Source organism: Streptomyces sp. Ag82_O1-12 (assembly GCF_900182715.1).
GTDB classification, from domain to species: domain Bacteria; phylum Actinomycetota; class Actinomycetes; order Streptomycetales; family Streptomycetaceae; genus Streptomyces; species Streptomyces massasporeus.
Genome location: NZ_FXUW01000001.1, coordinates 1682389 through 1708096 on the forward strand (window position 1 = coordinate 1682389; position 25708 = coordinate 1708096).

The following is a 25708-nucleotide window of genomic DNA, read 5'->3' on the forward strand; positions in this document are numbered from 1 at the left end:
TGCTAGTTTTGTGCCCAGCCCTACTATGTGCGCCATGGCCCGACCGCGCAAGCCCCTGCTCAGCACCGACCGGATCGTCGAGACGGCCCGCGCGCTCGTGGACGCGGAGGGTCTGGCCGCCGTCTCCACGCGGCGGCTCGCCGCCGAACTGGGCGTCAGCGGACCCTCGCTGTACAACCACTTCCGCACCAAGGACGAGATCCTGGAGGCGGTCGCCGACTCCGTGAGCGGCCAGGTGGACCTGTCGATGTTCCAGGACGGCCGGGACTGGCGGACCGCGCTGCACGACTGGGCCGTCTCCTACCGGGCCGCCCTGCGCGACCACCCGAACATCGTGCCGGTGCTGGCCCGCGGCCCCGGCCGCCGCCCGGCCGGACTGCGCCTCGCGGACGCCGTCTACGGCGCGATGGTCGCCGCGGGCTGGCCGCCGGCGCAGGCCACGTCCATCGGCGCGCTGATGCGGTACTTCGTGATGGGCTCCGCGCTCGGCTCCTTCGCCGGGGGTTTCGTGGACGACGCGAGCGCCTACGACCCCGCCGACTACCCCCACCTCCAGCAGGCCCACCTCCTCGCCGAGCAGCAGGAGAAGATCGACGAGCGCGCCTTCGAGACCGGGCTGACGGCCCTGCTGGACGGGCTGGCGCAGCAGTACGCGCAGGTGCGGCGCACGGCGTAGGGCCACGCCACGGACACTTCGGCGGTGACCGAACCGTTCGTGTTCCATGCTGGTGGCATGACGACGAGGGACCCGCAGGCGACGGCCCTGGCACGGCTCGCCGCGCTGTTCGCCGACGAGACCCGGGCCGCGTGCCTGCTGGCGCTGCTGGACGGACGGGCCTGGACCGCGAGCGAGCTGGCACGGCACGCGGGCGTGGCCGCGTCGACGCTGAGCGAGCATCTGGGCCGGCTGGTCGCGGGCGGGCTGCTCGCCGAGGAGCGCCAGGGCCGCCACCGGTACGTCCGGCTGGCCGACACCCGCGTCGCCCAGTTGGTGGAGGACCTGGCCGCCCAGGTCTCGCCGGGTACGGCCGTACGGCCGCGGAGTCTTCGGGAGTCGAGCGCCGGCTCGGCGATGGCCCGGGGCCGCACCTGCTACGACCATCTCGCCGGGCGGCTCGGCATCGCGGTCACCGACGCACTGACGGCCCGCGGTCTGCTGGAGCAGGAGACGGGGTTCGCGCTCACCGACGCCGGGCTGGCGTGGTTCGCGTCGGCCGGGATCGGCCTGGAGCGGCGGGGCCGTCGTCCCCTGGCCCGGGCCTGTCTCGACTGGACCGAACGCCGCCCTCACCTGGCGGGCGTCGCGGGCGCGGCCCTGTGCCGGCACGCCCTGGAGACGGGCTGGTGCGTGCGCATCGGCTCGGAGCGGGCCGTGAAGGTGACGGCGGCCGGTGAACGGGCCCTGTGGGATCTGCTGGGGGTGGAGGCGGTGGCATTGCGATAACCCCGCACGGCTCCCGGTCCGGCCCGACGCCATGCCCCTCCGGCCCGGCACGGCATCCCCCTCCGACCACGCGCGCCGCCCGACCGGCCCGGCACCACGCCCCCGACCCGCGCAGCGCCGGACCGGCCCCGCACGGCAACCCCTCCGACCACGCGCAGCACCCGACCGGCCCCGCACGGCAACCCCTCCGACCACGCGCAGCACCCGACCGGCCCCGCACGGCAACCCCTCCGACCACGCGCAGCACCCGACCGCCCCGGCACGGCAACCCCTCCGACCACCCCCGGCGGCTTTGCGGCCGTGGCTGGTGTGCCGTCCGAAATCCGCGAGCTTCCGGCCCCTCCCCCTCCTAGTCTCTGGAGCATGATGTCGAACACCTCCCCGTCCCGCCCCGCCCGGCGGGCGGAGCTGCTGGCCGCCGGTGCGGCCGCGGTGACCGTCGTGCTGTGGGCCTCCGCCTTCGTCTCGATCCGCAGCGCGGGGGACGCGTACTCGCCGGGTGCGCTGGCGCTCGGGCGGCTGCTGGCCGGGGCGCTGACACTGGGGGTGATCTGCCTGCTGCGGCGGGAGGGGCTGCCGCCGCGCTCGGCCTGGCGCGGCATCGCGATATCGGGGCTGCTGTGGTTCGGCTTCTACATGGTCGCCCTCAACTGGGGCGAGCAGCAGGTCGACGCGGGTACGGCCGCCCTGGTCGTGAACACCGGGCCGATCCTCATCGCCCTGCTCGGGGCCCGGCTGCTCGGCGACCCGATGCCGCCGCGGCTGCTGGCGGGGATGGCGGTGTCGTTCGCCGGCGCGGTGACGGTGGGTCTGTCGATGTCGGGCGAGGGCGGTTCCTCGGTGTTCGGTGTGGTGCTGTGCCTGCTGGCGGCGATCGCGTACGCCGGTGGTGTCGTGGCGCAGAAGCCGGCGCTGAGCACGGCGAGCCCGCTGCAGGTGACGACGTTCGGCTGCCTGGTCGGCGCGGTGCTGTGCCTGCCGTTCGCGGGGCAGCTCGTCCAGGAGGCCGCGTCGGCGCCCGCCTCGGCGACGCTGAACATGGTCTACCTGGGCGTCTTCCCGACCGCGCTGGCCTTCACGACGTGGGCGTACGCCCTGTCCCGCACGACCGCGAGCAAGATGGGCGCGACGACGTACGCGGCGCCCGCGCTGGTCGTCCTGATGTCGTGGCTGTTCCTCGGCGAGGTGCCGGGGGTGCTGACGCTGGTGGGCGGTGTGCTGTGCCTGGCCGGTGTGGCGGTGTCCCGGTCGAGGTCGCGGGCGGCGGCGCGGGCCGTGGCTCCGGGAGCGGTTCCGGAGCCACGGCCCGAGGAGGCCAAGGCGGCCGAGGACTCAGCCCGCTGACTCGGCCTTCGTCTCCGTCTCGGCCTTCGTCTCCGGCACGGCGCCCGTCTCCGGCACGGCGCCCGTCACTGACACGGCGCCCGTCTCCGGCTCGGCGTTCGTCCGGGGTTCCGCCGACGCCTCCGCCGCGCGCGTCCGGTCCGCGAGGATCTTGATCGACACCAGGGCGATCACCGAGAGCGCGACGATGTACCCGGACACCGCCATCGACGTGCCCGTCGCCTCAAGCAGCAGCACCATCATGAAGGGAGCGAGCCCGCCGCCCGCGACAGCCGCGATCTGGTAGCCGAGGGAGGCGCCGGTGTAGCGCATCTCGGGCGTGAACAGCTCGGCGAACAGGGCGGCCTGGGGGCCGTACATGATGCTCAGGAAGCAGCTGGCGACGAACGTGCCGACCGCGAGCCACAGCAGTGAGCCCGTGTCGATCAGCAGGAAGAGCGGTACGGCCCACAGGGCGATACCGGCCGCGCCGAGGGCGTAGATCCGGATGCGGCCGACGCGGTCGGAGAGTGCGGCGGCGGCCGGGATCAGTACGAGCTGGGTGAGGCTGACGCAGAGCGAGACGGTGAGCACCGCGCTCTTCTTCATGTCCAGCTCGCGGGTCGTGTAGTCGAGGACGCCGGTGATGAGGATGTAGAAGGTGGCGGTGTTCACGGCGAAGGAGCCGCCCGCCAGGAACACGGTGCCGAGGTGGCCGCGCAGGATCGTGCGCAGCGGCGAGCTCTGCTCGGTCTTCTCCTTCTCGGCGAGCGCCCGCTCGGCCTCGCGGAACGCCGGGGTCTCCTCGACGCGTGTGTGGATGTACCAGGCGAGGACGAGGACCAGCAGCCCGGCCAGGAACGGCACGCGCCAGCCCCAGGCCTCGAACGCCGAGTCGGTGGTGAGGGCTCCGGCCAGCAGGAAGACGGTGTTGGCGGTGACCACGCCGATGGGGACGCCGAGCTGGACGACACTGCCGTAGACACCGCGCTTGCCCTCCGGGGCGTACTCGGTGGCCAGGAGCATCGCGCCGCCCCACTGGGCGCCGACGGCGACGCCCTGCGCGACCCGGAGCAGGACGAGCAGGATCGGGGCGGCCACGCCGATCGTGTCGTAGGTCGGCAGCAGGCCGATGGCCGTGGTGGACACGCCCATGAGCGTGAGCGCGAGGACGAGCATCGGCTTGCGGCCGCGCTTGTCGCCGAGGTGGCCGGCGACGATGCCGCCGATGGGGCGGGCGAGGAAGCCGACGGCGAAGGTCGCGAACGAGGCGAGGACGCCTGCCGTGGCGCTGCCGGCGGGGAAGTAGAGGTCGCCGAGCACGAGGGCGGCGGCGATGCCGAAGACGAAGTAGTCGTACCACTCGACGGCCGAGGCGAGCGCCGCCGCGGTGGCCACCCTTCGGCGGTTGCCGACGGCGGGCGTGGTCGTGGCGGGCTGAGCGGAAGGTGCCGTGTCCATGCGGTGCACGCTCCGGGGGTGCGGGGGACGGAACGGGGGGGTGGCTCGAGTTCCGGGGAACGTACTGACCGGACGGTATGCCCGTCAACGGGTCGCGCACCAGGAGTTTTGCCTGCACTTGGCATCGACCGCGGGCCCGGACATGCCGAAGACCCCGGCCTCGCGAGGAGGCCGGGGTGCCCCGGAGCCGGGGCTAGAAGACGATCAGGGCCCGGCCGCCCTTGCCCGCCAGCATGTTCTCGAAGGCCGCCGGAATGCCGTCCAGGGAGATGCGTTCCGTCACCAGCGCGCTCAGGTCGAGGCGGCCCGCCCGGATGTGCTCGGCCAGGATGGGGAGGTCCTGAGCCGGGTCGGAGTTGCCGTAGACGCAGCCGGAGAGGGTGCGGCCCCAGTGGAAGATCTCCAGGGCGTTGAAGGTGACCTGCTGGTCCTTGCCGCCGATGCCGACGACCGTGGTGCGGCCGCCGCGGCGGGTCGAGTCCCAGGCCGCGCGGATGCTGACCGCGCGTCCGGCGCACTCCACGGCGACGTCGACGCCCTGCTTGCCGGTGAGCCCGCGGATCTCGCGGGCGGTGGTGTCGGAGGCGACGACGTAGTCGGTGGCGCCGGCCGCCCTGGCCAGCTCCTCCTTCTCGGCGGACACGTCCACCGCGACGATCTTCGAGGCACCCGCGATCCGGGCGGCCTGGAGGGCGGAGAGACCCACTCCCCCGACGCCGAACACCGCGACCGTCTCGCCGGCCCGGACCCGGGCCGAGTGGTGGACGGCGCCGTAGCCGGTGAGGACGGCGCAGCCGAGGAGGGCCGCGTCGGTCAGCGGGACGCCGTGCGGGACCGGCAGGACGCAGGACGCGGAGACGACCGTCTCCTCGGCGAACGCGGCGACGTTCAGGCCGGGGTGCAGGTCGGTGCCCTCGGTGGTGCGGGCGTAGACGTCGGCGGCGCCGCTGAGGGCGTTGGCGCACAGCCACACCTCGCCGAGCGAGCAGGCGTGGCAGGCGCCGCAGGACGGCGCCCAGTTGAGGACGACCCCGTCGCCGGGCGAGACGTGGCCGACGCCCTCGCCGACGGCGACGACCGTGCCGGCGCCCTCGTGGCCGAGGACCGCGGGGACGGGCACGCGCATGGTGCCGTCGGACAGGGACAGGTCGGAGTGGCAGACCCCGGCCGCGGCGAGCCGGACGCGGACCTGGCCGGGTCCGGGGTCGGGCAGGTCGATGCCGGTGATCTCCAGCGGGGAGCCGATGGCGGGCAGGACGGCGGCGCGGACAGCCATGACGGAAGGGACTCCCTGACTAGAACTGGAGGGACTTGGTCTGGAGGTACTCGGCCAGGCCGTGCACGCCGAGTTCACGGCCCACGCCCGACTGCTTGTAGCCGCCGAAGGGCGCGAGCGGGTTGAAGCGGCCGCCGTTGATGTCGACCTGGCCGGTCTCCATCCGGCGCGCGAAGGCCACCGCCTCGGCCTCGTCACCGGCCCAGACGGCGCCGGCCAGGCCGTACACCGTGCCGTTGGCGATGCGCAGGGCCTCCTCCTCGTCCTCGTACTTCAGGATCGACAGGACCGGGCCGAAGATCTCCTCCTGCGCGATGGTCATGTTTTCGGTGACGTCCGCGAAGACGGTGGGGGCCACGAACCAGCCCTGCTCGCGCGGGGCTTCGGGGCCGCCGGCGACCAGGCGGGCGCCCTCCGCGACGCCCTTCTCGATGTAGCCGCGCACCCGGTCCTGCTGCTTGGCGTTGACGACCGGGCCGATGCGGTCGCCGTACTTGGCGGCGGCGGCAGCGGCGAGCTCGACGGCCTCGTCGTACCGGTCGCGGTGGACCAGCATCCGCGTCCAGGCGCTGCACGTCTGCCCGGAGTTGGACATGACGTTGGCGACCCCGACGTTGACCGCCTTGGCCAGGTCGGCGCTCGGGAGGATGACGTTGGCGGACTTGCCGCCCAGTTCGAGGGCGACCTTCTTGACCTGCCCGGCGGCGATCGCGGCGATCCGGCGTCCCACGGCGGTGGAGCCGGTGAAGGAGACCAGGTCGACGCCGGGGTGTTCGGCGAGGGCCTGTCCCGCCACCGGGCCGAGGCCGGTGACCAGGTTGAAGACGCCCGCCGGGAGACCGGCCTCGTGCACGGCGTCGGCGAACAGCCGGGCGACCAGCGGCGTGTCCTCGGCGGGCTTCACCACGACAGTGCAGCCCGCCGCGAGGGCCGGGGCGACCTTGGCGACGATCTGGTGCAGCGGGTAGTTCCAGGGCGTGATCGCGGCCACGACACCGACCGGCTCGTGGTGAACGACCGAGTTGCCGGTCTTCTCCTCGAAGGCGTACGTCGCCGCGAGCTCGGCGTAGGAGCCCGCCACCGCGATCGGCACGCCCGCGTGGACGGCCTGCGAGAACTTCAGCGGGGAGCCGAGTTCGGCCGTGACGGTCTCGGCGATCTCGTCCGCGCGAGTCACGAGCGCGTCCCGCAGGGCGGCCAGGCGCGCCGCGCGCTCGGCGGGCGGGGTCGCGGCCCAGTCCGGCAGGGCGGCGCGGGCGGCCCGTACGGCGGCGTCGACGTCCTCGGCGGTGCCCGCCGGGACCGTGCCGATGACCTGCTCGTCGACCGGGTTCAGGACCTCGATCACGTCCTGGCCGGCGGCGGGGCGCCAGGCGCCGTCGATGTACATGCCGTCATGAGCCTTCATCGCGCATCCTCCGGGGCGGGGCGTCGTCGTCCGACACATAAACTAGCGACGATAGTTTTCTGGCGCCAGACATCCCTGCCCATCACAGCACCCGGACGGCTACGTCCGGGTGTGCCGCTCCTCACTCCCCCAGGTCGGGCAGGCGATCCGGGTGCGGGCAGATCCGGTCGCCGTGCTGGTCGAAGACGAAGAGGTGGGCGAGGTCCACGAGGAGCGGTACCTGCATGCCGTGACGGAGGGCCAGGTCCGGGGTGGTGCGGACGATGAGATCGCCGGGCAGGCGCGCTTCGGCGGTCGCGGGGACGGCGGCGGCCTCCGGGTGGTCCAGGGCGATCACGGGTCCGGCCCGTCCGGCCCCGGACCGCTCCCGGAGCCTCGTGAGGACCGAGCCGTCGCGGCGGCGCCGCCGGGCGGGGCGTCCGGGGCGGGGGCGCGGGGCCTCCAGTTCGGGGACGACGGCGGGGCTGGAGCCGGTGTTGAAGTGGACGAGGATCTCGTGCCCCTGGAACTCCACGTGCTCGACCAGGCCGGTGATAGGCACCTCGCCGGGGCGGGCCGCGCTGTGCTTGGCGATCCGGACGGCCTCGGAGCGCAGACCGACGATGACCTCGCGGCCCTGCTGGACGCGCAGCAGTTGGTGGTCCAGGGAGAGCGGCTCGGGCAGGCGCAGGAACTGCTTGCCCAGGCTGATGGTCATCGCCCCGTCGAGCGGGGCACGCACCAGGCCGCGCAGCAGGTTGATGCGCGGGGTGCCGATGAACGCGGCGACGAAGACGTTCCTGGGCAGCGCGTAGACCACGCGTGGGCTGTCGACCTGCTGGAGCACACCGCCGCGCAGCACGGCGACGCGGTCTCCGAGCGACATGGCCTCGGCCTGGTCGTGGGTGACGTAGATCGTGGTGACGCCCAGCTCCTGGGTGAGCTGGGAGATCTCGGCCCGCAGATGGGTGCGGAGCTTGGCGTCGAGGTTGGACAGCGGCTCGTCCATCAGGAACGCGGAGGGGTGGCGGGCGATGGCCCGGCCCATCGCGACGCGCTGGCGTTCGCCGCCGGAGAGCTGGCCGGGCAGCCGGTCGAGGAGGTCCTCGATGCCGAGCATGCGGGCGGTGGCGTCGACACGGGGGCGGTGGTCCGCGCCCGGATCCTCGATGCGCAGTGGGAACCCGATGTTCGCGCGGCTGGTCATGTTCGGGTACAGGGCGAAGTTCTGGAAGACCATCGCCATGTCCCGGCCGGACGGCGGCAGGTCGTTGGCGTACTCGCCGTCGAGCAGCAGTCGGCCCTCGTCGATCTCCTCCAGCCCGGCGATCATTCTGAGCACGGTCGACTTGCCGCAGCCGGACGGGCCGAGCAGCACGAGGAACTCGCCGGGGGTGATGTCCAGCGACAGCCGGTCCACCACGCGGGCGCCCCGCGTGTAGGACTTGCTCACATCGTGCAGGGAGATGGCGCGTGTCATGAGGTGCCCCCGAGGGGTCATCAGGGCGCTGGTGCTCCGCGGTCGGAAGCCCCGTACGGGTCGTACGGGGCTGTGGGTCACGGAAGTTAACGGAATGTGTGCGGCCTGGGGAAGAGACCGGACAGGATCGGGGGCTCCGGTCCATCTGGTGAGAAGGCGGACGACCAGGCCCGGCCGCCGGTGAGGGAGTGGTCCGGGTCAGCGGATGCCGGTGAGGGAGTGGCCGGGTCAGCGGATGCCGGTGAGGTGGGCGAAGACGACCACGTTTCCGGAGTAGCCCTTCCTGCGGTCGTAGCTGCCGCCGCAGGTGATCAGGCGCAGCTCGGGACGGCCCCGGGCGCCGTAGACCTCCTGACTGGGGAAGTGCGCCTTCTCGTACGACTTGATCTTGTCGACCGTGTAGACGGCGATCCGCCCGTCGGCGCGGCGGGCCTGGACGATCCGGCCGCGCTTCAGCTCGGGCAGCCCGGCGAAGACGGCCGGTCCGCTGTCCGTGTCCAGGTGTCCGACGGCCACGGCGGTGCCCTGCTCGCCGGGCGAGGCGCCGTGCCGGTACCAGCCGACGAGTGTGGGGTCGTCGTCCGGCGGCGCGGTGAGGCGGCGGTCGCGGTCGAGGCCGAGGTCCATGACCGGGGCGTCGAGGCGGAGGTAGGGGATGAGGAGGCGGGTGGCCCGGGAGCGGGGCAGGGGGCGGGGGCCGGTCGCGGGGCGGGGCTTGCGGACGGCGGGGGCGGCTGGCTTGGGAGCGGGGCGGGGGGCGGCGGCTGCGGGCCGGGGGTGGGGCGGGAGCGTGGCGGGGTTGGGGGTGCGGGGCGCTGGACTCCGGCGGGTGTTGGTGACGCCGCCGCCCGGGGGCTGGAGCCCTTGGGCGCGGGGGGCGTTGCCGGCGGGCCCTGGGGTGCGGGCCGGGGGTGCGGGGGGCCGGGATGGGCCGGTGCGGGGGCCGGCGGGGTCGTGGGGGTCGGCCGGCCGAGCAGCGGTGCCGGTGCCGGTGCCGGAGGGTCGCGGCAGGGCGGCCTCACCTGCGCCGGAGGCACCGGGCAGGGGGGCATCGCCCGCACCGGGCGCCCCGGGCAGGGCAGCCGTCCCCGTGCCGGAGCCCGCCGGGTGGGCGGCCGTGGTGAAGTCCGGCGGGAGGGCCGTGACCGTGCCGCCGGCGTCTTCGCCCCGGTCCCAGGAGACGCCGACCACCACCAGCAGCGAAACGGCCACCACGATCGTCCGCGTCAGCCGATAGGCACGCGTCCGGCGCCAGGGCCTACGGGGCCGTCGGGGCCACGCGCCGGGGGAGCCGGGGGCAGCTGCGTACCGCCCCGCCCGGACGGAACCGGAGCCGGAGCCGGAACCGGAGCCGGAGACGGAGCCGGAGACGGAGACGGAGCCGGAGACAGAGACGGAACCACGCCCGGCCCGGGGGCCCGCACCAGAGCCGGCCCCCCGGCGAATCCCCGGAACATCGGCAGCAGCAGGCCCGCGCCGACGCACCGGGGCGGCGGTGGATCCGGAACCCGAACGGGCGCCCCGGGCCCCGAGGCCGGCGGCGGCACCCCGTCGGCCCGGCGGAGCCGCCGCGGCCCCGGCCCCTCCCCCGCGCCGCCCCGACGGCGCGTCGGCGGAACCGGAACCGGAACCCGAACCGAGACCAACACCGACACCGGCACCGGCACCGGCACCGGCACCGGAGCCTGAACCGACACCGGAGCCGGAGCCGGCGCCACGCCGAACCGCCGAGGCGGCACCGTGTCCGGCACCGCCTCCACGCCGCCTTTCCGGCCCGGCGTCGGGACCGAGCGCGTCCCCGCTCCGCCCCGGCCGGGGGGCGGAGCGCTCCGCGGATCGTGCCTTACGCGGCGCCATCGGGGCGGCGACGGAGCCGGAACCAGACCGTCCCGGCGACGGCGGCCAGGCCGACCGCGGCCGCGCCGGTGACCGGCGTGAAGGCCTCACCGCGGGCGATGCCGCCACCGCCCGCGGGCGGGCCGCCGACCGGCGTCGTCGGCTTCGAGGTCGGGCAGTCGACCTTGAACACCTTGAACTTGCCCGCGCCGTGGGCCTGGTCGGTGAGCCACGTCAGCTTGTACTGCCCGTTGGGCAGGTCGACGGCCGTGGTACGGCCCGCACCGGTCGCGTCGGCGGTGAAGGTGCCGGTGCGTGTGGCTCCACCCGGGACCTCGGGCTGGGTCTGGATGGTCCAGTTGACCTTCTCGCGCGCGTCGAAGTTGAACGCGGCGAGGTAGAAGTCGCAGACCTTCGGGTCGTTGCGCTGATTGGCCGCGGCCGTCGTGCTGGCGTGGATCTTGACGTCTCCGTTGTCCCCCGGGATCGGAGCGGCGACGGCGGACACCCCGCTCAGGGTGGTCCCTGCGAGGGTGAGGGCGGCGAGGACGGCGGTGCGGGTGCCGGCACGACGCGCGAGGGGTACGACGGGCATGAACATGCCTCCAAGTCAGATGATTTACATACAAACACCTCGTCACCTGACTCTCTGTCACCTCACGGCCGAAAAGGCCGCAGCACCGCCCTACGACGCGTCAGATATCGCTCTTCCGGCGCAGCGACACCCCACGCCTGAGGCCTCTGCGTGCCTCGGGGACCTCGCCGCCCGCCTCCTCCGACACGTCGGGCTCGTCCGGCTCATCCGGGTCGCCCGGCATCTCCCGCCCCTCCGGCTCCTCCGGCTCCTTCGGCGACCGCACCGCGACCCCGGACGAGAGCAGCAACAGCACGCCCAGCATGACGAACGGCGCCGCCACACCCGCGACTCCGGCGATCAGTCCCGCCGCGGCGGGCGCGGCGACCTGGCCGAGCCGGTTGCCGGTCAGGCGCAGGGCCAGAGCCGTGGAGCGGGCGTCGTCGGGGGCGGCCTGGACGACCGTCGTCATGGACAGCGGCTGACCGACCCCGAGGCAGAAGCCCAGCGCGGCCAGCAGCAGGCCGAGCGCCCACACCGGCACCGGCAGGGCGATGCCCGCGCAGAGCAGGGCGGCGAGCAGACAGGTGAGCGTCAGCAGCAGGGTCCGGCCGAGCAGCCGCAGCAGGGGCGTGAGCACCATGCGGCAGGCGATCGTCGCCGCGGCGCGCAGGCTGAGCAGGACGCCGATCACGGACGGCGCGATGCCCCGGTGTTCGCCGACGACCGGCAGGTAGGCGGTCAGGATGTCCGTCGCGGACAGCACGGCGAGGCTGATGAAGATGCCCGCCGGCACCCCCCGGGTGCGCAGGATGCCCCCGACCGGGATCCGGTCGCCCTTGTCCGGGCGGGACGCGGACGCCGTGCTGCGATGCTCGATGCGCCACAGCGAGGTGAACGCGACCGCCGCCGTCGCACCCGCCACGATCAGGGCCAGCGCGCTGCTGCCCGCCATGTCGTCGCCGCCGATGAGCGCGCCCGCGGCGACCGGGCCGACCAGCTGGCCGAGGGCGGCGCCGATGGTGAAGTGGCCGAAGTTGCGGTCCTGTTCGTGCGGCGCGGACTGGCGGGCGACCAGGGACTGGGAGCCGATGACGAAGCACAGGTGCCCGAGGCCCATCACCCCGCTCCACAGGGACATCGTCCACAGGGAGCCGGCGACGCCGCTGAGGGCGCAGCCGCCGGATATGAGCACCACGCCGACCGGCAGCAGGGGCGCGCAGCGGCCGTGGTCGGTGCGGCGGCCCAGGGGCACGGCGGCGAACAGGGGCAGCAGCGCGTAGACACCGGCGATCACACCGATCGCGCGCTCGTCCGCGCCCAGAGCGAGGGCCCGGTAGGAGACGGCGGGCCGGGCCATCGACACCGCCCCCTGCGCGAAACTGAAGGCGACGACGAGGCGGAGCAGCCAGCCGCGGTTCCCACCGGGCCTCACGATGGCGTCCTCCATGGGTGGCTAGATGATCCCGAACAGCATGCCCGCGCCGAGGATGACCAGGCAGGTGAGGGCGGCCCACTTCACGACGAACTTGGTGTGGTCGCCGAACTCCACCTTGGCCATGCCGACCAGGACGTAGACGGCCGGCACGAGCGGGCTGGACATGTGCAGCGGCTGGCCGACCAGCGAGGCGCGGGCCATCTCCAGCGGGGTGACCCCGTGCGCGGCACCGGCCTCGGCGAGGACGGGCAGGACACCGAAGTAGAAGCCGTCGTTCGACATGAAGTACGTGAGCGGCAGGCTCAGGATGCCGGTGACGAGGGCCATGTGCGGGCCCATGCTGCCGGGGATGACGTCCACCATCCACTTGGCCATGTGGTCGACCATGCCGGTGCCCTGGAGGACGCCGGTGAAGACGGCGGCGGCGAAGACCATGCCGGAGACGTTGAGGACGTTGTCGGCGTGGGCGGCCAGGCGGGCCCTCTGGGCGGGGATGTGCGGGAAGTTCACGGAGAGGGCGAGCGCGGCGCCGATCAGGAACAGCACCGGGATCGGCAGCCACTCCATGATCATGGCGGTGAGCAGGGAGACCGTGAGGAGCGCGTTGAACCAGTAGAGCTTGGGACGCAGGGTCGCCCGGTTCGGGTCGAGGCCCTGGAAGTCGTCGTCGTCCGCGGAGTCCGTGGAGTCCCCGGAGCCCTCGGGAACGTCGGTGCCGGAGCCCGTGCCACCCGTACCGGCCGCGGCGCCCTTGCGCATCGAGACCTTGCCGTCGCCGGAGCCGCCGGAGCCGACGAGGACCGTCTCGGTCTCCTTCTCCTCCTCCAGCACGTCGTCCAGCGTCAGCACGCCCAGCCGCCGGCGCTCGCGCACACCGAGCACGTAGGAGAGGACGAAGACGAAGAGCAGGCCCACCAGGAGCGCCGGGATCATCGGGACGAAGATGTCGCTGGCGTCGAGCTTCAGCGCGGTCGCGGCGCGGGCGGTCGGGCCGCCCCACGGAAGGGTGTTCATCACGCCGTTGGCCATGGCGGCGACACCGGTCATCACGACCAGGCTCATCTTCAGGCGCTTGTACAGCGGGTACATCGCCGAGACGGTGATCATGAAGGTCGTCGAGCCGTCGCCGTCCAGCGACACGATCGCGGCGAGCACGGCGGTGCCGACGACGATCCGCATCGGGTCGGCTTTACAGAATTTGAGAATGCCGCGGACGATCGGGTCGAAGAGACCGACATCGATCATCACGCCGAAATAGACGATCGCGAACATGAGCATCGCCGCGGTGGGGGCGAGGTCGGTCACGCCGTCGAGGACGTAGTCGCCGAGGTGGGCGCCCTTGCCGACGAACACGCAGAACAGCGCGGGAATCAGCACGAGCGCCGCGATCGGCGACATCTTCTTCATCATGATCAGGACCAGGAAGGTCGCGATCATGGCGAAGCCGAGGATGGTCAGCATGAGTGGATACCTAACGTTCGCCCTTGAACATCCCACCAGGGCCGGCGGTGTCCGAGACGTTAGGTGCCGTCAAGCAGCGTTAACAAGACGTTGACGTGCGAGCAATAAGAGCAAAACTGCTGGTCACAGCTTTGCTCAGGTCAGAGCGGTGAGCTTTTCGGTCACTGTGGGGGATTCCGGCGCGGTCCCGGGGGCGACTTCGACGGGTACGCCGTTGAGGACCGCGTTGCCCGACAGCGGGTCGAGCAGACGGCCGTCGAGGAGCTGGTTGACGTTGACGCCGGGGTCGGTGGAGGCGTGGCTGAGGCGGGTGCCGGGACGGTCGTGGCCCCAGCCGTGGGGCAGACTCACCACACCCCGGCGGACCGCGTCGGTGACCTCGGCCTTCACCGTCACCTCTCCCCCGGCGCCCTTCACCCGCACCGGCTCCGCGTTCCGCACGCCCAGCCGCTCGGCGTCCTCGGGGTGGATGTGCAGGGTGCAGCGGTTCGAGCCGCCGGTGAGGGCGGGCACGTTGTGCATCCAGCTGTTGTTGGAGCGCAGATGACGGCGGCCGACCAGGACGAGTCCCTCGGGGCGTTCCGCGAGGGCCGCGCGCAGGCGGGGCAGGTCGTCCGCGATCGGGCCGGGCAGCAGCTCCACCTGGCCGCTGCGGGTCTTCAGGGGCTGCGGCAGGCGGGGTTCGAGCGGGCCGAGGTCGATGCCGTGCGGGTGCGCGAGCAGCTTCTCCAGGCTGAGTCCGTCCGGTCGTACGCCGAAGCCGTCGCCGTAGGGGCCGAGGCGCAGCATCATGTCGAGCCGGCGCTCGGGGCCGGTGTCGCCGGTGAGCCGGCCGGCGAGCTCGCGCGGGTCGCCGCCGTGGACCGGCGAGTGCGGCTCCTTCACCGCCTTGCCGAGGGTCTGGTCGATGACCATCCGGTCGACGGCCGCCGGGTCGGCTCCGTGCATGCCCGTGACGGCCAGGATCAGCCGCGCCAGGATCTCCGTCTCCGCCATGCGGCCGGGTTCCAGGGGGATCGCGGGGCGGGTGTAGCGGACCTGGTTGCGTACGGCGAGGGTGTTGAAGGCGAAGTCGTGGTGCGGGCTCTGGGAGGGCGGGGGCGGGGGCAGGACCACGTCGGCGTGGCGCGAGGTCTCGTTGAGGTACGGGTCGACGCTGACCATGAAGTCGAGCGAGTCGAGGGCCTTGTCGAGGCGGTCGCCGTCGGGCGCGGACAGCACGGGGTTGGCGGCGACGGCGATCAGCGCGCGCACCGGCTCGCCCTCCTCGGTGGCGGTGTCGATCTCCTCCGCGAGGGCGGAGAGGGGGAGTTCGCCCTTCGCCTCGGGGTGCCGGCTCACCCGGGAGTGCCAGCGCCCGAGGGCGAAGCCGCGGCCGGGTCCGGCGGGGCGCGGGGTCTTGTCGGTGGCGGCCTGCGGGAAGAGCGCGCCGCCGGGCCGGTCGAGGTTGCCGGTGAGGATGTTCAGGACGTCGACGAGCCAGCTGGCCAGGGTGCCGTGCGGGACGGTGCAGCTGCCGATCCGGCCGTAGACGGCGGCGGTGGGGGCGGCGGCCAGCTCGCGGGCGAGGGTGCGGATGACGCCGGCCTCGACGTCACAGGCCTCCGCGACCGCCTCGGGCGTGAACTCCCGCAGTTCCCCGGCGAGTTCCTCGACGCCCTGGACGTGCGGGGTCGGGTCGACGAGGCCCTCGTCGTAGAGCACCTGGGCCATCGCCGCGAGCAGCAGCGCGTCGGTGCCGGGCCGGACGGCGACGTGCCGGTCGGCGAGCTTCGCGGTGCGGGTGCGCCGCGGGTCGATCACGACGAGGGTGCCGCCGCGGGCCTTGAGGGCCTTCAGCTTGCCGGGGAAGTCGGGGGCGGTGCACAGACTGCCGTTGGACTCCAGCGGGTTGGCGCCGATCAGGAGCAGATGGTCGGTGCGGTCGAGGTCGGGCACCGGGATGGCGTTGGCGTCGCCGAAGAGGAGGCCGCTGGAGACGTGCTTGGGCATCTGGTCGACCGTGGAGGCGGTGAAGACGCTGCGGGTGCCGAGCCCGGCGAGCAGGACGGTCGGGTAGAGGGCACCGGCCATGGTGTGCACGTTGGGGTTGCCGAGAACGACGCCGACGGAGTTCGGGCCGTGCCGTTCCACGACGGGCCGGATGCCGGCGGCGACCGCGTCGAAGGCCTCCTCCCAGGTGGCCTCGCGCAGCTCGCCGTCCCGTCGTACCAGCGGGGTGCGCAGCCGGTCGGGGTCGGAGTCGACGGCCCCGAAGGAGGCGCCCTTGGGGCAGATGAACCCCTGACTGAACACGTCGTCGCGGTCACCTCGGGCGTGGGTGACGCGCGTTCCCTCGATGGTGAGGGTCAGGCCGCAGGTGGCCTCGCACAGGGGGCAGATACGCAGGGCGGTGCGGGACACGGGTCCTCCCGGGGCGGCGGCTACGGTGACGCGCTGACGCGCCCGAGCATACCGACCGGTATGCACGGTGGGGAGGCCCTCGCGGGATTCGGCCGGTCGAGCAGTGGAGGCCTGCGCGGGATCCAGGTCAGTCGAGCACCCGCGCCAGATAGGCCCGCAGCATCTCCCGGGCCTCGTCGATGATCCGCCGGTCCCCCTCCGGCGCGACCCGGAACGCCAGGTGCACGAGGGTGTCGGCGGTCTCGACGGCGATGAGGAAGACGCGGCGCAGATCCTCGTCGGGCTCGCGGTCGAGGTATCCGGAGAGAAGCTCGGTGAGGCGGTCGGCGACGCGGTGGTTGGGTTCGGCGCGGGCGCCGACCGGGATCTGGTTGCCGAAGTCGACGAGAGAGAAGCCGGGCGCGGTGCGCTTCATCTCCAGGTACTCGTCGAGCATGACGTCCATGGCCGTGCGCCAGCCGCCGTCCTCGCCGGTCTGCCGCAGGCGCTCGGTCACGCGCACGGTGTACCGCTCCAGGTTGCGCTGCGCCAGCGCGTCGACCATCTGACGCTTGTTGCCGAAGAAGCGGTAGACCGAACCGATCGGGACCGAGGCCCGCTGGGCGACGGCACGGGTGCTCAGGGCGTCGTAGCCGACCTCGTCGAGGAGATCGGCGCAGGCGTCGAGGATCCGGGTCAGCCGTTCGGCACTGCGCCGCTGCACGGGCGCACGACGGAGCGATGTCGCGGGGGGCACGGGCTTCATGATGCCCCTCCGGCGCGGTCGGGTGAACCTCGCCCCCCGGTGTCCGTGCCCTGTGTCCGGGCCTTGCGCCGGGAGGCCGCGTCCGGCGGGACGCCCGGGCCGGGCTCCGAGGACGTGATGTCGGCCGTGCTCTCCACGGGCTTGCCGTCCACCGCCCACACGGTGCCGTCGTCGGCGTAGAGGCGGGCCGTGACGTGGTGGGTGCCGCGCGGCACGAGGCGGGTGTCCAGGCGGTAGGCAAGGGCGCGCAGCCGGGTGACGGGACGGCCGTCGACGAAGAGGCGCGCGAGACCTCGTCCGGCCACCGCGCGGGCCGCCGCGCCGGTCGGGGAGAAGCGGAAGTTCCGCACGCTCAGGCGCACGTCCCAACCGCCGGCGGCGTCGGGCTGCACCTCGATCCCGACGTCGGGGGCGTCCTCCTGCCCGACCTCGCGATAGGGCCGCCCCTCCTGGTCCCGGTCCTCCAGGATCTTGCCCACCGGTGCCGCCGACCCGGCACCGTCCTGGGCGTCGCCGGAGCCGCAGCCCGCGGATCCGGCCAGCAGGAGAACACAGACCGCGAGCGCGGCAAGAGGTCTCCGTGTCCACGTCATGTCCGGGAGCGTAGAACACACGTCCGGCCCGGCGGATCGTTCTCAAGTCGGGTTCAGGTCATCCGTCGAGAGGATGCCGCGCGCCCCTCTTGCGTCGGGGAAAACGCAATCCTACGGTACTGCATAGGAATCAATCGGCAAGGGAGCAGCGATCATGGGCGATGGGGGCACCACCCGCGCGAGCGGGTTCGAGCCTGGAGGAGCGCGGAAGACCGCCGAAGGGCTGACCTACCTCTCCGGCTTCGGCAACGAGCACAGCTCGGAGGCCGTCCCGGGCGCACTGCCCGAGGGCCGCAACTCGCCCCAGCGGGCCCCGCTCGGGCTGTACGCGGAGCAGCTGAGCGGTTCGGCGTTCACCGAACCGCGGGCGCACAACCGCCGCTCGTGGCTGTACCGGATCCGCCCCTCGGCCGCGCACCCGGCGTTCACCCGGACCCACAGCGGCTCGATCCGCACCGCCCCCTTCACCCAGACCGTGCCCGATCCCAACCGCCTGCGCTGGAACCCGCTGCCCGACCCGGCACCCGAGACCGACTTCCTGGCGGGCCTGTGGACCCTGGGCGGCAACGGTGACGCCACCCAGCGGACCGGCATCGCCGTGCATCTCTACTCGGCCAACGCCTCGATGGACCGGGTGTTCAGCGACGCCGACGGCGAGTTGCTGATCGTCCCCGAGCGCGGCGGGCTGCTGCTGCACACCGAGTTCGGCCTGCTCCATGTGGAGCCGGGACATGTGGCGCTCGTTCCCCGTGGGGTCCGCTTCCGTGTGGAGCTCCTGGACACGGCGTCCGACGGCGGGCAGAGCCCGACGGCCCGCGGCTATGTGTGCGAGAACTACGGCGCCCCCTTCCGCCTCCCCGACCTGGGTCCGATCGGCGCCAACGGGCTCGCCAACCCCCGGGACTTCCGCGCACCGGTGGCGGCGTACGAGGACGTCGAGGGCCCGGTGGAGGTGGTGAACAAGTTCTGCGGCAACCTGTGGACGGCCACCTACGACCACTCCCCGCTCGACGTCGTCGCCTGGCACGGCAACCATGTGCCGTACGTCTATGACCTGCGGCGTTTCAATGTGCTCGGCACCATCACCTACGACCACCCCGACCCGTCGATCTTCACGGTGCTGACGTCTCCGTCGGACACCCCGGGGCTGGCGGGTGTCGACTTCGTGGTGTTCGCGCCGCGCTGGCTGGTGGGCGAGGACACGTTCCGGCCGCCGTACTTCCACCGGAACGTGATGACCGAGTACATGGGCCTGATCGAGGGCGCGTACGACGCGAAGGCGGAGGGCTTCGTGCCGGGCGGCGGTTCGCTGCACAACATGATGTCGGCGCACGGCCCGGACCGGGAGACGTTCGACCGGGCGAGCGCCGCGGAGCTGAAGCCGCAGAAGATCGACGACGGTCTGGCGTTCATGTTCGAGACGCGCTGGCCGCTCACCCTCACCCCGCACGCGGCACGCGCGGAACACCTCCAGCAGCGCTACGACGACGTCTGGCGGGGCCTGGAGCGGCACTTCCGCCCCTGAGGGACCCCTTGCACTGATCATTTCCTACCGGTACGGATGGCCCGTGACCTCCTTCGCCCCGGATTCCATCGTCCTGAACCGCAAGCTGCCGCTGTGGTATCAGGTGTCGCAGTCGCTGCGCGCCTCGATCCTCGGCCGCTCGCCCCAGGACCCGCTGCGGCTGCCCACCGAGGAGCAGCTGGCCGGGCACTACGGCGTGAGCGTGCTGACGATGCGGCAGGCGCTGAAGGAGCTGGAGGACGAGGGGCTGATCTCGCGCCACCGCCGGCGGGGCACGTTCATCGAGCCGCACGCGCGACGGGGTTCCCCGGTGCGCCTGCTCGGCTCGGTGGACGCGATCGTGGCCCAGCAGTCCGGCATGACGACCGAGCTGCTGGACCACGGCAGCGGGGCCGTGCCGGGCGAACTCGCCGAGTTCTTCCCGGATGTCCGGGAGGTGTCGACGTACCACCGGCTGCGCAGCGACGAGAAGACCGGTGAGCCGACGAACCACGCCCGCAACTACGTGCGCCCCGAACTGGCCGCGCGGATCGACCTGGACGACCTCGTCCGGTGGCCCATGACCAAGGTGCTGCGGGACGTGGTGGGGGCGGACATCAGCCGCATCACGGACACGGTGGAGGCGCGGCTGGCCGACCCGGAGACCTCGAAGCTGCTCCAAGTCCCCCTGCTGAGCCCGATCCTGCACTACACCGGGGTGACGTACGACGCCGACGGGCGGCCTCTGGACGTGGCCGTCATCCACTACCGGGGGGACCGGTTCTCCTTCACGGTGACCCTGGACGCCACGTGAGCGCTCCGCTGGAAGCACCGCGCCCGTCCGCGCGCCGGCGGGGGCCGGTCGCGCCGTTCCCCGCGCCCGTTCGGGGCGCTGGATCCGTCGTACGATGCCCAGCGTGACGCACGACGACGCTCCGCTGCTGGCGGACCTCATGCCGTGGTCCGTCGCACCGCCGCGGCTCGGCCGGGGCTGGCCGGCGGCCCCCGACGCGGGGTCCCTGAAGGCCCGCTGGGACGCCCTGGTCAAGGCCGAGGGCCCCGACCGCGAGTCGCTGTTCGAACCGACGCGGTCGCGCACGCTGCACACGGCGGTCGGCCGGTTGCCGGGCCGAAGCGGCAGCGGCGGCACGGAGAAGCTGGTGCGCGCCTCGGGACCCTGCCCGGAGCCGGTGCGCGTGCTGCTCGCGCCCTACGACGAGCAGTGGCTGATCCCCGACCAGCGGCTGATCGACGCGGCCCGCCCGGAGCTGTGGCGGGTGGCGGACGAGCGGCAGGTCTTCGCGGCGGAGGCACCCGGGGCCACCCCTCCCCTGCTCGTCACCTCCCTGCTCCCGCTGCTCCGCCCCGGCCGGGTCCGCCCGCTGTTCCGCCGCCCGGGCGGCAGAGAGCCGAATCTGGCCCCGGGTCTGCTGGAGCACCTCGGCAGCAGGCTGGGCAGCGTCCCGGCGCCGCTGGACGTGCTCGCCTGGATCACGGCCACGGTCCGCCCGGACCTCACCGTCCCGCTCACCGGGGACGCCGACGCGTGGGAGCGGGGCCTGGAGCTGGGGCACCGGCTGCTGTGGCTGATGCGCCGCGACGGCGAACGCCCGAAGCTGCCCGGCGGCCGCCGCCCCTATGTCCGCGCCCCACTGCCCTCCCGGCCCGTGACGCTGCGCTACGACCGGGACGAGGAGGCCCTGTTCCTGGACGAGGGCCGCGTCTCCCCGGTGCCGCCGCAGGCCTGGGACTTCGAGGTGAGCGGAGTGCGCGTCCTGGAGCAGTGGTTCGCGACCCGCGTCGCCGTCCCCGAGCCGGGCACGCTGGCGGCGATCCGTCCCGCCACCTGGCCCCAGGTCTGGACGTCGGAGCTGCTGGAGCTGATCACCGTCCTCGCGCTCCTGGCCGAACTGCGTCCCCTGGAGGAGCCGGAGGTCCCCGACCCTGTCACGGCGACGGACCTGGGCAAGGCCGGCGTCCTCCCGGTGCCGAGCGCGGCCCGCCGCCCGGCGTCGGTGCTGGAGGGGCCCGAGGAGGGCCCCGAGGGGCAACTGGCGCTGCTCTAGCCGCGCCGGCTGCTTCAGCCGCGCCGGCTGCTCCGGCTGGTCTGGCTGGTCTGGCTGGTCTGGCTGGTCTGGCTGCTTCAGCGCGACTCGGGGTCGAAGGCGTCCAGGACGCGTTCGAGCGCCCGTCTGAACACGGCCTCCAGATCGACCGGCCCGCTCTGCTCCGTGAAGGCCGCCATCATCCGCGGATAGGCGCCGGTGGCGATCTGGCTGCCGAGATAGGCCATGCGGACCGCGTTCTCCTCCTCCGCCGTCCACGGCATGGAGCGGGTGCGCTCAGCGGTCGCGATCTCGTTCCCGGCGTAGGCCGTCACGACGGCGTTGAGGAGCGCGACCAGTTCCGTCTTCGTGCCGGCCGGCACGTCGAGCGGTTCGAGGCACGCCAGACAGTGCTCCAGGTAGCGCAGGGTGTTGGGGCTGAAGCCGAACACCCCCGGCATCAGACGCGGCACCCAGGTGTGGCGGTACATGATCGCGCGCGTCTCCTCCGCGTTGCGGAGCATGTCGGCGCGCCAGTCGCCGGTGGGCTCGAACATCTCGTGCTCGGCACCGACGGCGTCGATCATCAGCTCGTAGAGGTCCTCCTTGCGGGGGACGTAGTTGTACAGCGACATCGTGCCGCAGCCCAGTTCGGTCGCGACATGGCGCATCGTCACCCCGTCCAGCCCGTCCGCGTCGGCGATCCGCACCGCCGCCGCCGCGATGTCGGCGCGGGTGAACGCCGGTTTCGGCCCACGGCCGGTGCGCTCGGGGCGCGCCCAGATCACTTCGGGTACGGCCGCTCGGCCCGCCATCGATCATCACCTCTGCCTCCATCCTAGTTACGTACAGCGTACGTAGTGCGCTATGGTCATGCCATGACTTCTACGTACGCTGTACTTAGTGAAGGTCTGGAGAAGCGGTTCGGGGAGGTCCATGCCCTGCGCGGGCTGGACCTCGCGATCGCCGAGGGGACGGTCTGCGGGGTCCTCGGGCCGAACGGGGCGGGCAAGACGACGGCCGTACGGCTGTTGACGACGCTGCTGCGGCCGGACGCGGGCTCCGCCCGGGTGGCGGGCCACGACCTCGTCCGGGAGCCCGCCGCCGTACGGGCCCGGATCGGCGTCACCGGGCAGGACACGTCGATCGACGGAGACCTCACCGGACGCCAGAACCTCCAGCTGTTCGGCCGGCTCCACCGGGTGCGCGGCCCGGCCGCCCGGACCGCGGAACTCCTCGACCGCTTCGGCCTGTCCGAGGCCGCCGACCGTCCCGCGTCCACCTACTCCGGCGGCATGCGCCGCCGCCTGGACCTCGCGGCGAGCCTGACCCGCCGCCCCGACGTGCTGTTCCTGGACGAGCCGACGACCGGCCTCGATCCGGCCAGCCGCACCCTCATCTGGGACGTGGTGCGCGGCCTGACCGCCGAGGGCACGACCGTGCTGCTCACCACCCAGTACCTGGAGGAGGCCGACCAACTGGCCGACGACATCGCCCTGGTGGACCGGGGCCGGGTCGCGCACACCGGCTCCCCGGCGCAGCTCAAGTCGCTCGTCGGCGCGCACGCCGAGGTCGTCGTGCCGGACGCGGACGTGCTGGCGAAGGCCGCGGCCGTGCTCGACCGGCTGACGGGCGCGCAGCCGTCGTTCGACCACGAGCGCAACGCCGTCGGCGCGGTCAGCAAGGACCCGACGCTCACGATCCCGCTGCTGGTGCGCGCGTTGGACACGGCCGGGGTGCCGCTGCTCGACGTGAGCCTGCGCCCGCCGACCCTCGACGACGTGTTCCTGCGTCTGACGGAGACCTCGACCGAGACGACCGACGAGAAGGAGCGTGCCGCATGAGCATGCTGGCGTACGACGGGACCGCGATGCTGGGCCGCCAGCTGCTGCGGATGCGGAACAACCCGGGGCTGCTGATCCTCACGCAGGTCATGCCGATCAGCATGCTGCTGTTCTTCGGCTACGTCTTCGGCAGCGCGCTGGCGGTGCCGGGCGAGGCGTACCGGTCGTTCCTGGTGCCGGGCCTGCTGGTGGCGACCGCCTCGGGCGGGATCATGACCGGCATGTTCCAGGCGGCCGGGGACACGCACCGGGGTGTGACGAACCGCTTCCGTACGCTGCCGATGAGCCGGGCGGCGGTGCCGCTGGGGCAGGCCGCGGCGGACCTCGTGGCCACGACCGCGGGGACCGTGCCGTTCCTGCTGGTGGGTCTCGCCGTGGGCTGGCGGATCGAGGGCAGCCCGCTCGCGGCTCTGGGGGCGTTCGCGCTGCTGCTGCTGTTCCGCTTCGCGTGCACCTGGGCCGGGATCTACCTCGGCCTGCTCACCCGCAACGAGGAGGCGGCCGGTCAGCTGGGCGGTGCGACATTCCTGCTGCCGCTGCTGTCCAGCGCCTACATCCCGACGAGCGGGCTGCCGGGCTGGCTGCGGACGGTCGCGGAGTGGAATCCGATCAGCGCGGTGGCCACGGCCCTGCGGGACCTCTTCGGCAACGCGCCGGTGCCCGACGGGGCGGCCTGGCCGGTGGCCCACCCTGTCGCGGGGTCGCTGTTGTGGTGCGCCGTACTGCTCGGGGTGTTCGTGCCGCTGGCCGTGCGCCAGTACGCGCACGGGGAGCGGTGAACGAGCGGCCGCCTGAGCCGCGGGCGTGGCCCCCGGTCACTGCCGGGCGGGGATGAGGCACCGACAGGGGGCGTGCCGCGCTCGGGAACACACCTGGCGTCGCTGCGAGCCGCGGGGATGACGGACGACGAGTGTCGCAGCGCTGTGCCAGGAGCGGTGTGACCGCCCGAGCGCGGGCCCCTACCTGCTGCCGAACAGCGAGCGGCGCAGTCGGCGCAGCGGCGCGAAGAGCGAGACGCGACGCACGCGCGCGCCCCTGCCACTGCGGTCGTGCGGCTGACGCGCGGTCAGTTCCCGCATCAGCGAGGTCGCCTCGACCGTCTCCCGCTGGGGGACGGCAGGGCCGCCCAGCACCGAGAGGTGGCGGTCGAGGCGCGAACTGGTCGCGCTGCTCCCGCAGGTGATCGCAGGGACCCTGGCCCTGCTGCGCACTGTTATCTGATCCATGTCACTCCCCACCCGTACGAGTCCACCCGGCCCGGGCAGGTTAACCCTATCGCCCCGTCCGGGCACTCGTGTATCGCGGTCACAGGATTCACCTTCCCCATAAGGGGGTTGACGATGTATCTCCGATTACTCTCCGAATCCAACAGATTTCAGGGCGAGTTGGACGATCGGCTGCGTAGTGGGCTGCGGCGATCCTCCACCGGGCTCGACGGTCACGGCCAGTGACGTCGCGGAAGTCCCCAGACCCGTTGCGACCAGGGGCGTGTCGCCCTCGAAGAGCCCGAGGGAGCGGGGTTGCGCGCCCGGGCGCATGAGCCACAACTGGTGCACGCGGCCACCCGAAGGGGCTCCGTATCCGCCGAGGGTGACCACCGCACTCCCCTCCGTGGCGGAAGCGACCACTCCGATGGTGCGGCCCCGGCCGTCCCGGCCACTGCTCGCACGGGCGTCCGGAGCTGCCAGAACGTGGGCGATCTCACGTGACCGATCTTGCTCGGCGGTCAGCCGGTCCTGGGTCCGGTTCGCCTGTACGGCGAACAGCGAGGCGACGACGAGGGCCGCGGCGGCGGTGGCCGTGGCGAAGGGCACGAACAGCGGGATCCGGCGCCGCTGCCGCGGCGGCGGCTGGGCGCCCCAGACGTGCGGCGGCAGCTTCGTCGCCCGCGCCCGGGCCGGCTCACGCTCCGCGCCCCGCGGCGCCGGGTCCTGCGGAGTCGTCCGGACGGCGAGCATGACCCGGTCGCGCAGCGCGGCCGGGGGCGGGGCGGTCGTGGACCAGGCGAGCCGGACGGCGTCCTCGGTCAGGGCGCGCACCTCGGCGGCGCAGCGGTCGCAGTCCCGAAGGTGCTTTTGGAAGCGGACCCGCTCCGGGGGCTCGAGGGCGTCCAGCGCGTAGGGCGCGGCGAGCGAGTGAAGGTCCTCGCGGCGGAAGAGGCTCATGCCACTCCTCCCAGGCACTCGCGCATCCGGGTCAGCCCGTCCCGCATGCGCGTCTTGACGGTGCCCAGCGGCAGGGAGAGCTGCTCGGCCACTTCACGGTACGTGTAGCCCTCGTAGTAGGCGAGGGTGACCGACTGGCGTTGCAGGACGGTGAGCCGGTCCAGGCAGCGGCGCACCCACTCGCGTTCGAGACCGGCCTCGACCTCCTCGGTGACCTGGTCGAAGGCGGGCTGGTTCGCGCGCAGTGCCTCGCGCCGCTCGCGCTCCCCGGCCGCCCGGGCGCTGCGGACCCGGTCGACGGCGCGGCGGTGGGCGAGGGTGAGGATCCAGGACATCGCGCTGCCCCGGCCCGGGTCGAACTTCGCCGCGGAGCGCCACAGTTCGAGCAGCACTTCCTGAGCCACCTCCTCCGACTGGGCGGGGTCGCGCACCACGCGCCGTACGAGTCCGAACACCGGGCCGGACACCACTGCGTACAGCTCCTCGAAAGCCTTCTGGTCCCCACCTGCCACGAGCAGCAGCAGCTCGTCCGCCTCCACTCGGTCCCCCTCTCCGAGGCCGCACCGGGCCTGTCCCCTCACGCGAGGCATTCGCAACGCACACACCTCCGGACGGTGTTACGGATCAGCGCGCCGAAAACGCGGGTCGCCCGGCGATGAAACAACTTCATCCACTCGCCGTAAGAACGTTTGAGATTCGACCAATCCGCTCTGCCGACCGCTCCGAATG

23 protein-coding genes are annotated in these 25708 nt (G+C 73.0%); 8 read left to right on the forward strand and 15 right to left on the reverse strand.

The features are described from left to right. The first annotated feature begins 34 nt into the window (after positions 1 to 34). From QOL88_RS07785 to QOL88_RS07795, 3 genes are all read left to right on the forward strand, one after another. On the forward strand, positions 35 to 676 hold the full coding sequence (locus QOL88_RS07785) for a TetR/AcrR family transcriptional regulator (RefSeq protein WP_097215721.1): 642 nt from the start codon (positions 35 to 37) through the stop codon (positions 674 to 676). A 57-nt stretch (positions 677 to 733) separates the two neighbouring features. Continuing rightward, a complete protein-coding gene (locus QOL88_RS07790) occupies positions 734 to 1444 on the forward strand; it encodes an ArsR/SmtB family transcription factor (RefSeq protein WP_097222903.1) in 711 nt (236 codons plus the stop codon). Between the two features lie 366 nt (positions 1445 to 1810). Further along, the gene (locus tag QOL88_RS07795; RefSeq protein WP_179879098.1) at positions 1811 to 2788 is read left to right on the forward strand and encodes a DMT family transporter; all 978 of its coding nucleotides are present in this window, start codon (positions 1811 to 1813) and stop codon (positions 2786 to 2788) included. On the opposite strand, the gene QOL88_RS07800 is transcribed toward QOL88_RS07795, so the two are convergent. The 11 genes from QOL88_RS07800 to QOL88_RS07850 all read right to left on the reverse strand — a co-directional run bounded on the left by QOL88_RS07800 (position 2777) and on the right by QOL88_RS07850 (position 17421). Next, positions 2777 to 4228, reverse strand: coding sequence for an MFS transporter (locus tag QOL88_RS07800; protein ID WP_097215723.1), 1452 nt, complete (start codon positions 4226 to 4228; stop codon positions 2777 to 2779). The two genes, QOL88_RS07795 and QOL88_RS07800, sit on opposite strands and share 12 nt — an antisense overlap. A gap of 193 nt (positions 4229 to 4421) precedes the next feature. Beyond that, on the reverse strand, positions 4422 to 5504 hold the full coding sequence (locus QOL88_RS07805; protein WP_097215724.1) for a Zn-dependent alcohol dehydrogenase: 1083 nt from the start codon (positions 5502 to 5504) through the stop codon (positions 4422 to 4424). Positions 5505 to 5523: 19 nt separating this feature from the next. Beyond that, positions 5524 to 6912 (reverse strand): aldehyde dehydrogenase family protein, encoded by a 1389-nt coding sequence (locus tag QOL88_RS07810; RefSeq protein ID WP_097215725.1) that lies wholly within the window; start codon positions 6910 to 6912, stop codon positions 5524 to 5526. Between the two features lie 121 nt (positions 6913 to 7033). Continuing rightward, positions 7034 to 8371 (reverse strand): ABC transporter ATP-binding protein, encoded by a 1338-nt coding sequence (locus QOL88_RS07815; protein WP_097215726.1) that lies wholly within the window; start codon positions 8369 to 8371, stop codon positions 7034 to 7036. A gap of 228 nt (positions 8372 to 8599) precedes the next feature. Beyond that, positions 8600 to 9583 carry a class F sortase gene (locus tag QOL88_RS07820; RefSeq protein WP_283445880.1) on the reverse strand — a complete coding sequence of 328 codons (984 nt, stop codon included), beginning with the start codon at positions 9581 to 9583 and terminating at the stop codon, positions 8600 to 8602. A gap of 631 nt (positions 9584 to 10214) precedes the next feature. Further along, complete coding sequence (locus QOL88_RS07825) at positions 10215 to 10802, reverse strand: hypothetical protein (protein WP_306456173.1); 588 nt, start codon at positions 10800 to 10802, stop codon at positions 10215 to 10217. Positions 10803 to 10902: 100 nt separating this feature from the next. Next, the gene (locus QOL88_RS07830; RefSeq protein WP_097222904.1) at positions 10903 to 12216 is read right to left on the reverse strand and encodes an MFS transporter; all 1314 of its coding nucleotides are present in this window, start codon (positions 12214 to 12216) and stop codon (positions 10903 to 10905) included. Between the two features lie 21 nt (positions 12217 to 12237). Next, complete coding sequence (locus QOL88_RS07835; protein WP_097215729.1) at positions 12238 to 13680, reverse strand: CitMHS family transporter; 1443 nt, start codon at positions 13678 to 13680, stop codon at positions 12238 to 12240. A 135-nt stretch (positions 13681 to 13815) separates the two neighbouring features. Then, positions 13816 to 16083, reverse strand: coding sequence for a molybdopterin oxidoreductase family protein (locus QOL88_RS07840; protein ID WP_097215730.1), 2268 nt, complete (start codon positions 16081 to 16083; stop codon positions 13816 to 13818). A 127-nt stretch (positions 16084 to 16210) separates the two neighbouring features. Then, positions 16211 to 16828: a TetR/AcrR family transcriptional regulator gene (locus QOL88_RS07845; protein WP_097215731.1), complete on the reverse strand. Its 618-nt coding sequence runs from the start codon at positions 16826 to 16828 to the stop codon at positions 16211 to 16213. After that, positions 16825 to 17421: a hypothetical protein gene (locus QOL88_RS07850; RefSeq protein ID WP_097215732.1), complete on the reverse strand. Its 597-nt coding sequence runs from the start codon at positions 17419 to 17421 to the stop codon at positions 16825 to 16827. Before QOL88_RS07850 ends, QOL88_RS07845 begins: the two co-directional genes overlap by 4 nt. A 154-nt stretch (positions 17422 to 17575) precedes the next feature. On the opposite strand from QOL88_RS07850, the gene hmgA reads away from it, so the two are divergent. The 3 genes from hmgA (at position 17576) to QOL88_RS07865 (ending at position 20991) form a co-directional block, all read left to right on the forward strand. Next, positions 17576 to 18946, forward strand: coding sequence for a homogentisate 1,2-dioxygenase (gene hmgA / locus QOL88_RS07855; RefSeq protein ID WP_097215733.1), 1371 nt, complete (start codon positions 17576 to 17578; stop codon positions 18944 to 18946). 43 nt (positions 18947 to 18989) lie between these two features. Next, entirely contained in the window at positions 18990 to 19739 is a 750-nt protein-coding gene (locus QOL88_RS07860; RefSeq protein ID WP_097215734.1) for a GntR family transcriptional regulator, read from the forward strand. 94 nt (positions 19740 to 19833) lie between these two features. Continuing rightward, on the forward strand, positions 19834 to 20991 hold the full coding sequence (locus QOL88_RS07865; protein WP_097215735.1) for a type ISP restriction/modification enzyme: 1158 nt from the start codon (positions 19834 to 19836) through the stop codon (positions 20989 to 20991). 77 nt (positions 20992 to 21068) lie between these two features. Here QOL88_RS07865 and QOL88_RS07870 read toward each other — a convergent pair whose 3' ends face one another. Then, positions 21069 to 21785 (reverse strand): TetR/AcrR family transcriptional regulator, encoded by a 717-nt coding sequence (locus tag QOL88_RS07870; protein WP_097215736.1) that lies wholly within the window; start codon positions 21783 to 21785, stop codon positions 21069 to 21071. 63 nt (positions 21786 to 21848) lie between these two features. On the opposite strand from QOL88_RS07870, the gene QOL88_RS07875 reads away from it, so the two are divergent. Both QOL88_RS07875 and QOL88_RS07880 read left to right on the forward strand, forming a co-directional pair. Continuing rightward, on the forward strand, positions 21849 to 22814 hold the full coding sequence (locus QOL88_RS07875) for an ATP-binding cassette domain-containing protein (RefSeq protein WP_097215737.1): 966 nt from the start codon (positions 21849 to 21851) through the stop codon (positions 22812 to 22814). Further along, positions 22811 to 23593, forward strand: a complete 783-nt coding sequence (locus QOL88_RS07880; RefSeq protein ID WP_097215738.1) for an ABC transporter permease — start codon at positions 22811 to 22813, stop codon at positions 23591 to 23593. Before QOL88_RS07875 ends, QOL88_RS07880 begins: the two co-directional genes overlap by 4 nt. Before the next feature lie 180 nt (positions 23594 to 23773). Here the strand turns inward: QOL88_RS07880 and QOL88_RS07885 are convergent, their stop codons facing one another. The 3 genes from QOL88_RS07885 to QOL88_RS07895 all read right to left on the reverse strand — a co-directional run bounded on the left by QOL88_RS07885 (position 23774) and on the right by QOL88_RS07895 (position 25518). Continuing rightward, on the reverse strand, positions 23774 to 24040 hold the full coding sequence (locus QOL88_RS07885; RefSeq protein WP_030850794.1) for a hypothetical protein: 267 nt from the start codon (positions 24038 to 24040) through the stop codon (positions 23774 to 23776). A 126-nt stretch (positions 24041 to 24166) separates the two neighbouring features. Next, positions 24167 to 24979, reverse strand: a complete 813-nt coding sequence (locus QOL88_RS07890) for an anti-sigma factor (RefSeq protein ID WP_097215739.1) — start codon at positions 24977 to 24979, stop codon at positions 24167 to 24169. Further along, a complete protein-coding gene (locus QOL88_RS07895) occupies positions 24976 to 25518 on the reverse strand; it encodes a sigma-70 family RNA polymerase sigma factor (protein WP_179878795.1) in 543 nt (180 codons plus the stop codon). Before QOL88_RS07895 ends, QOL88_RS07890 begins: the two co-directional genes overlap by 4 nt. Between the last annotated feature and the right edge of the window lie 190 nt (positions 25519 to 25708).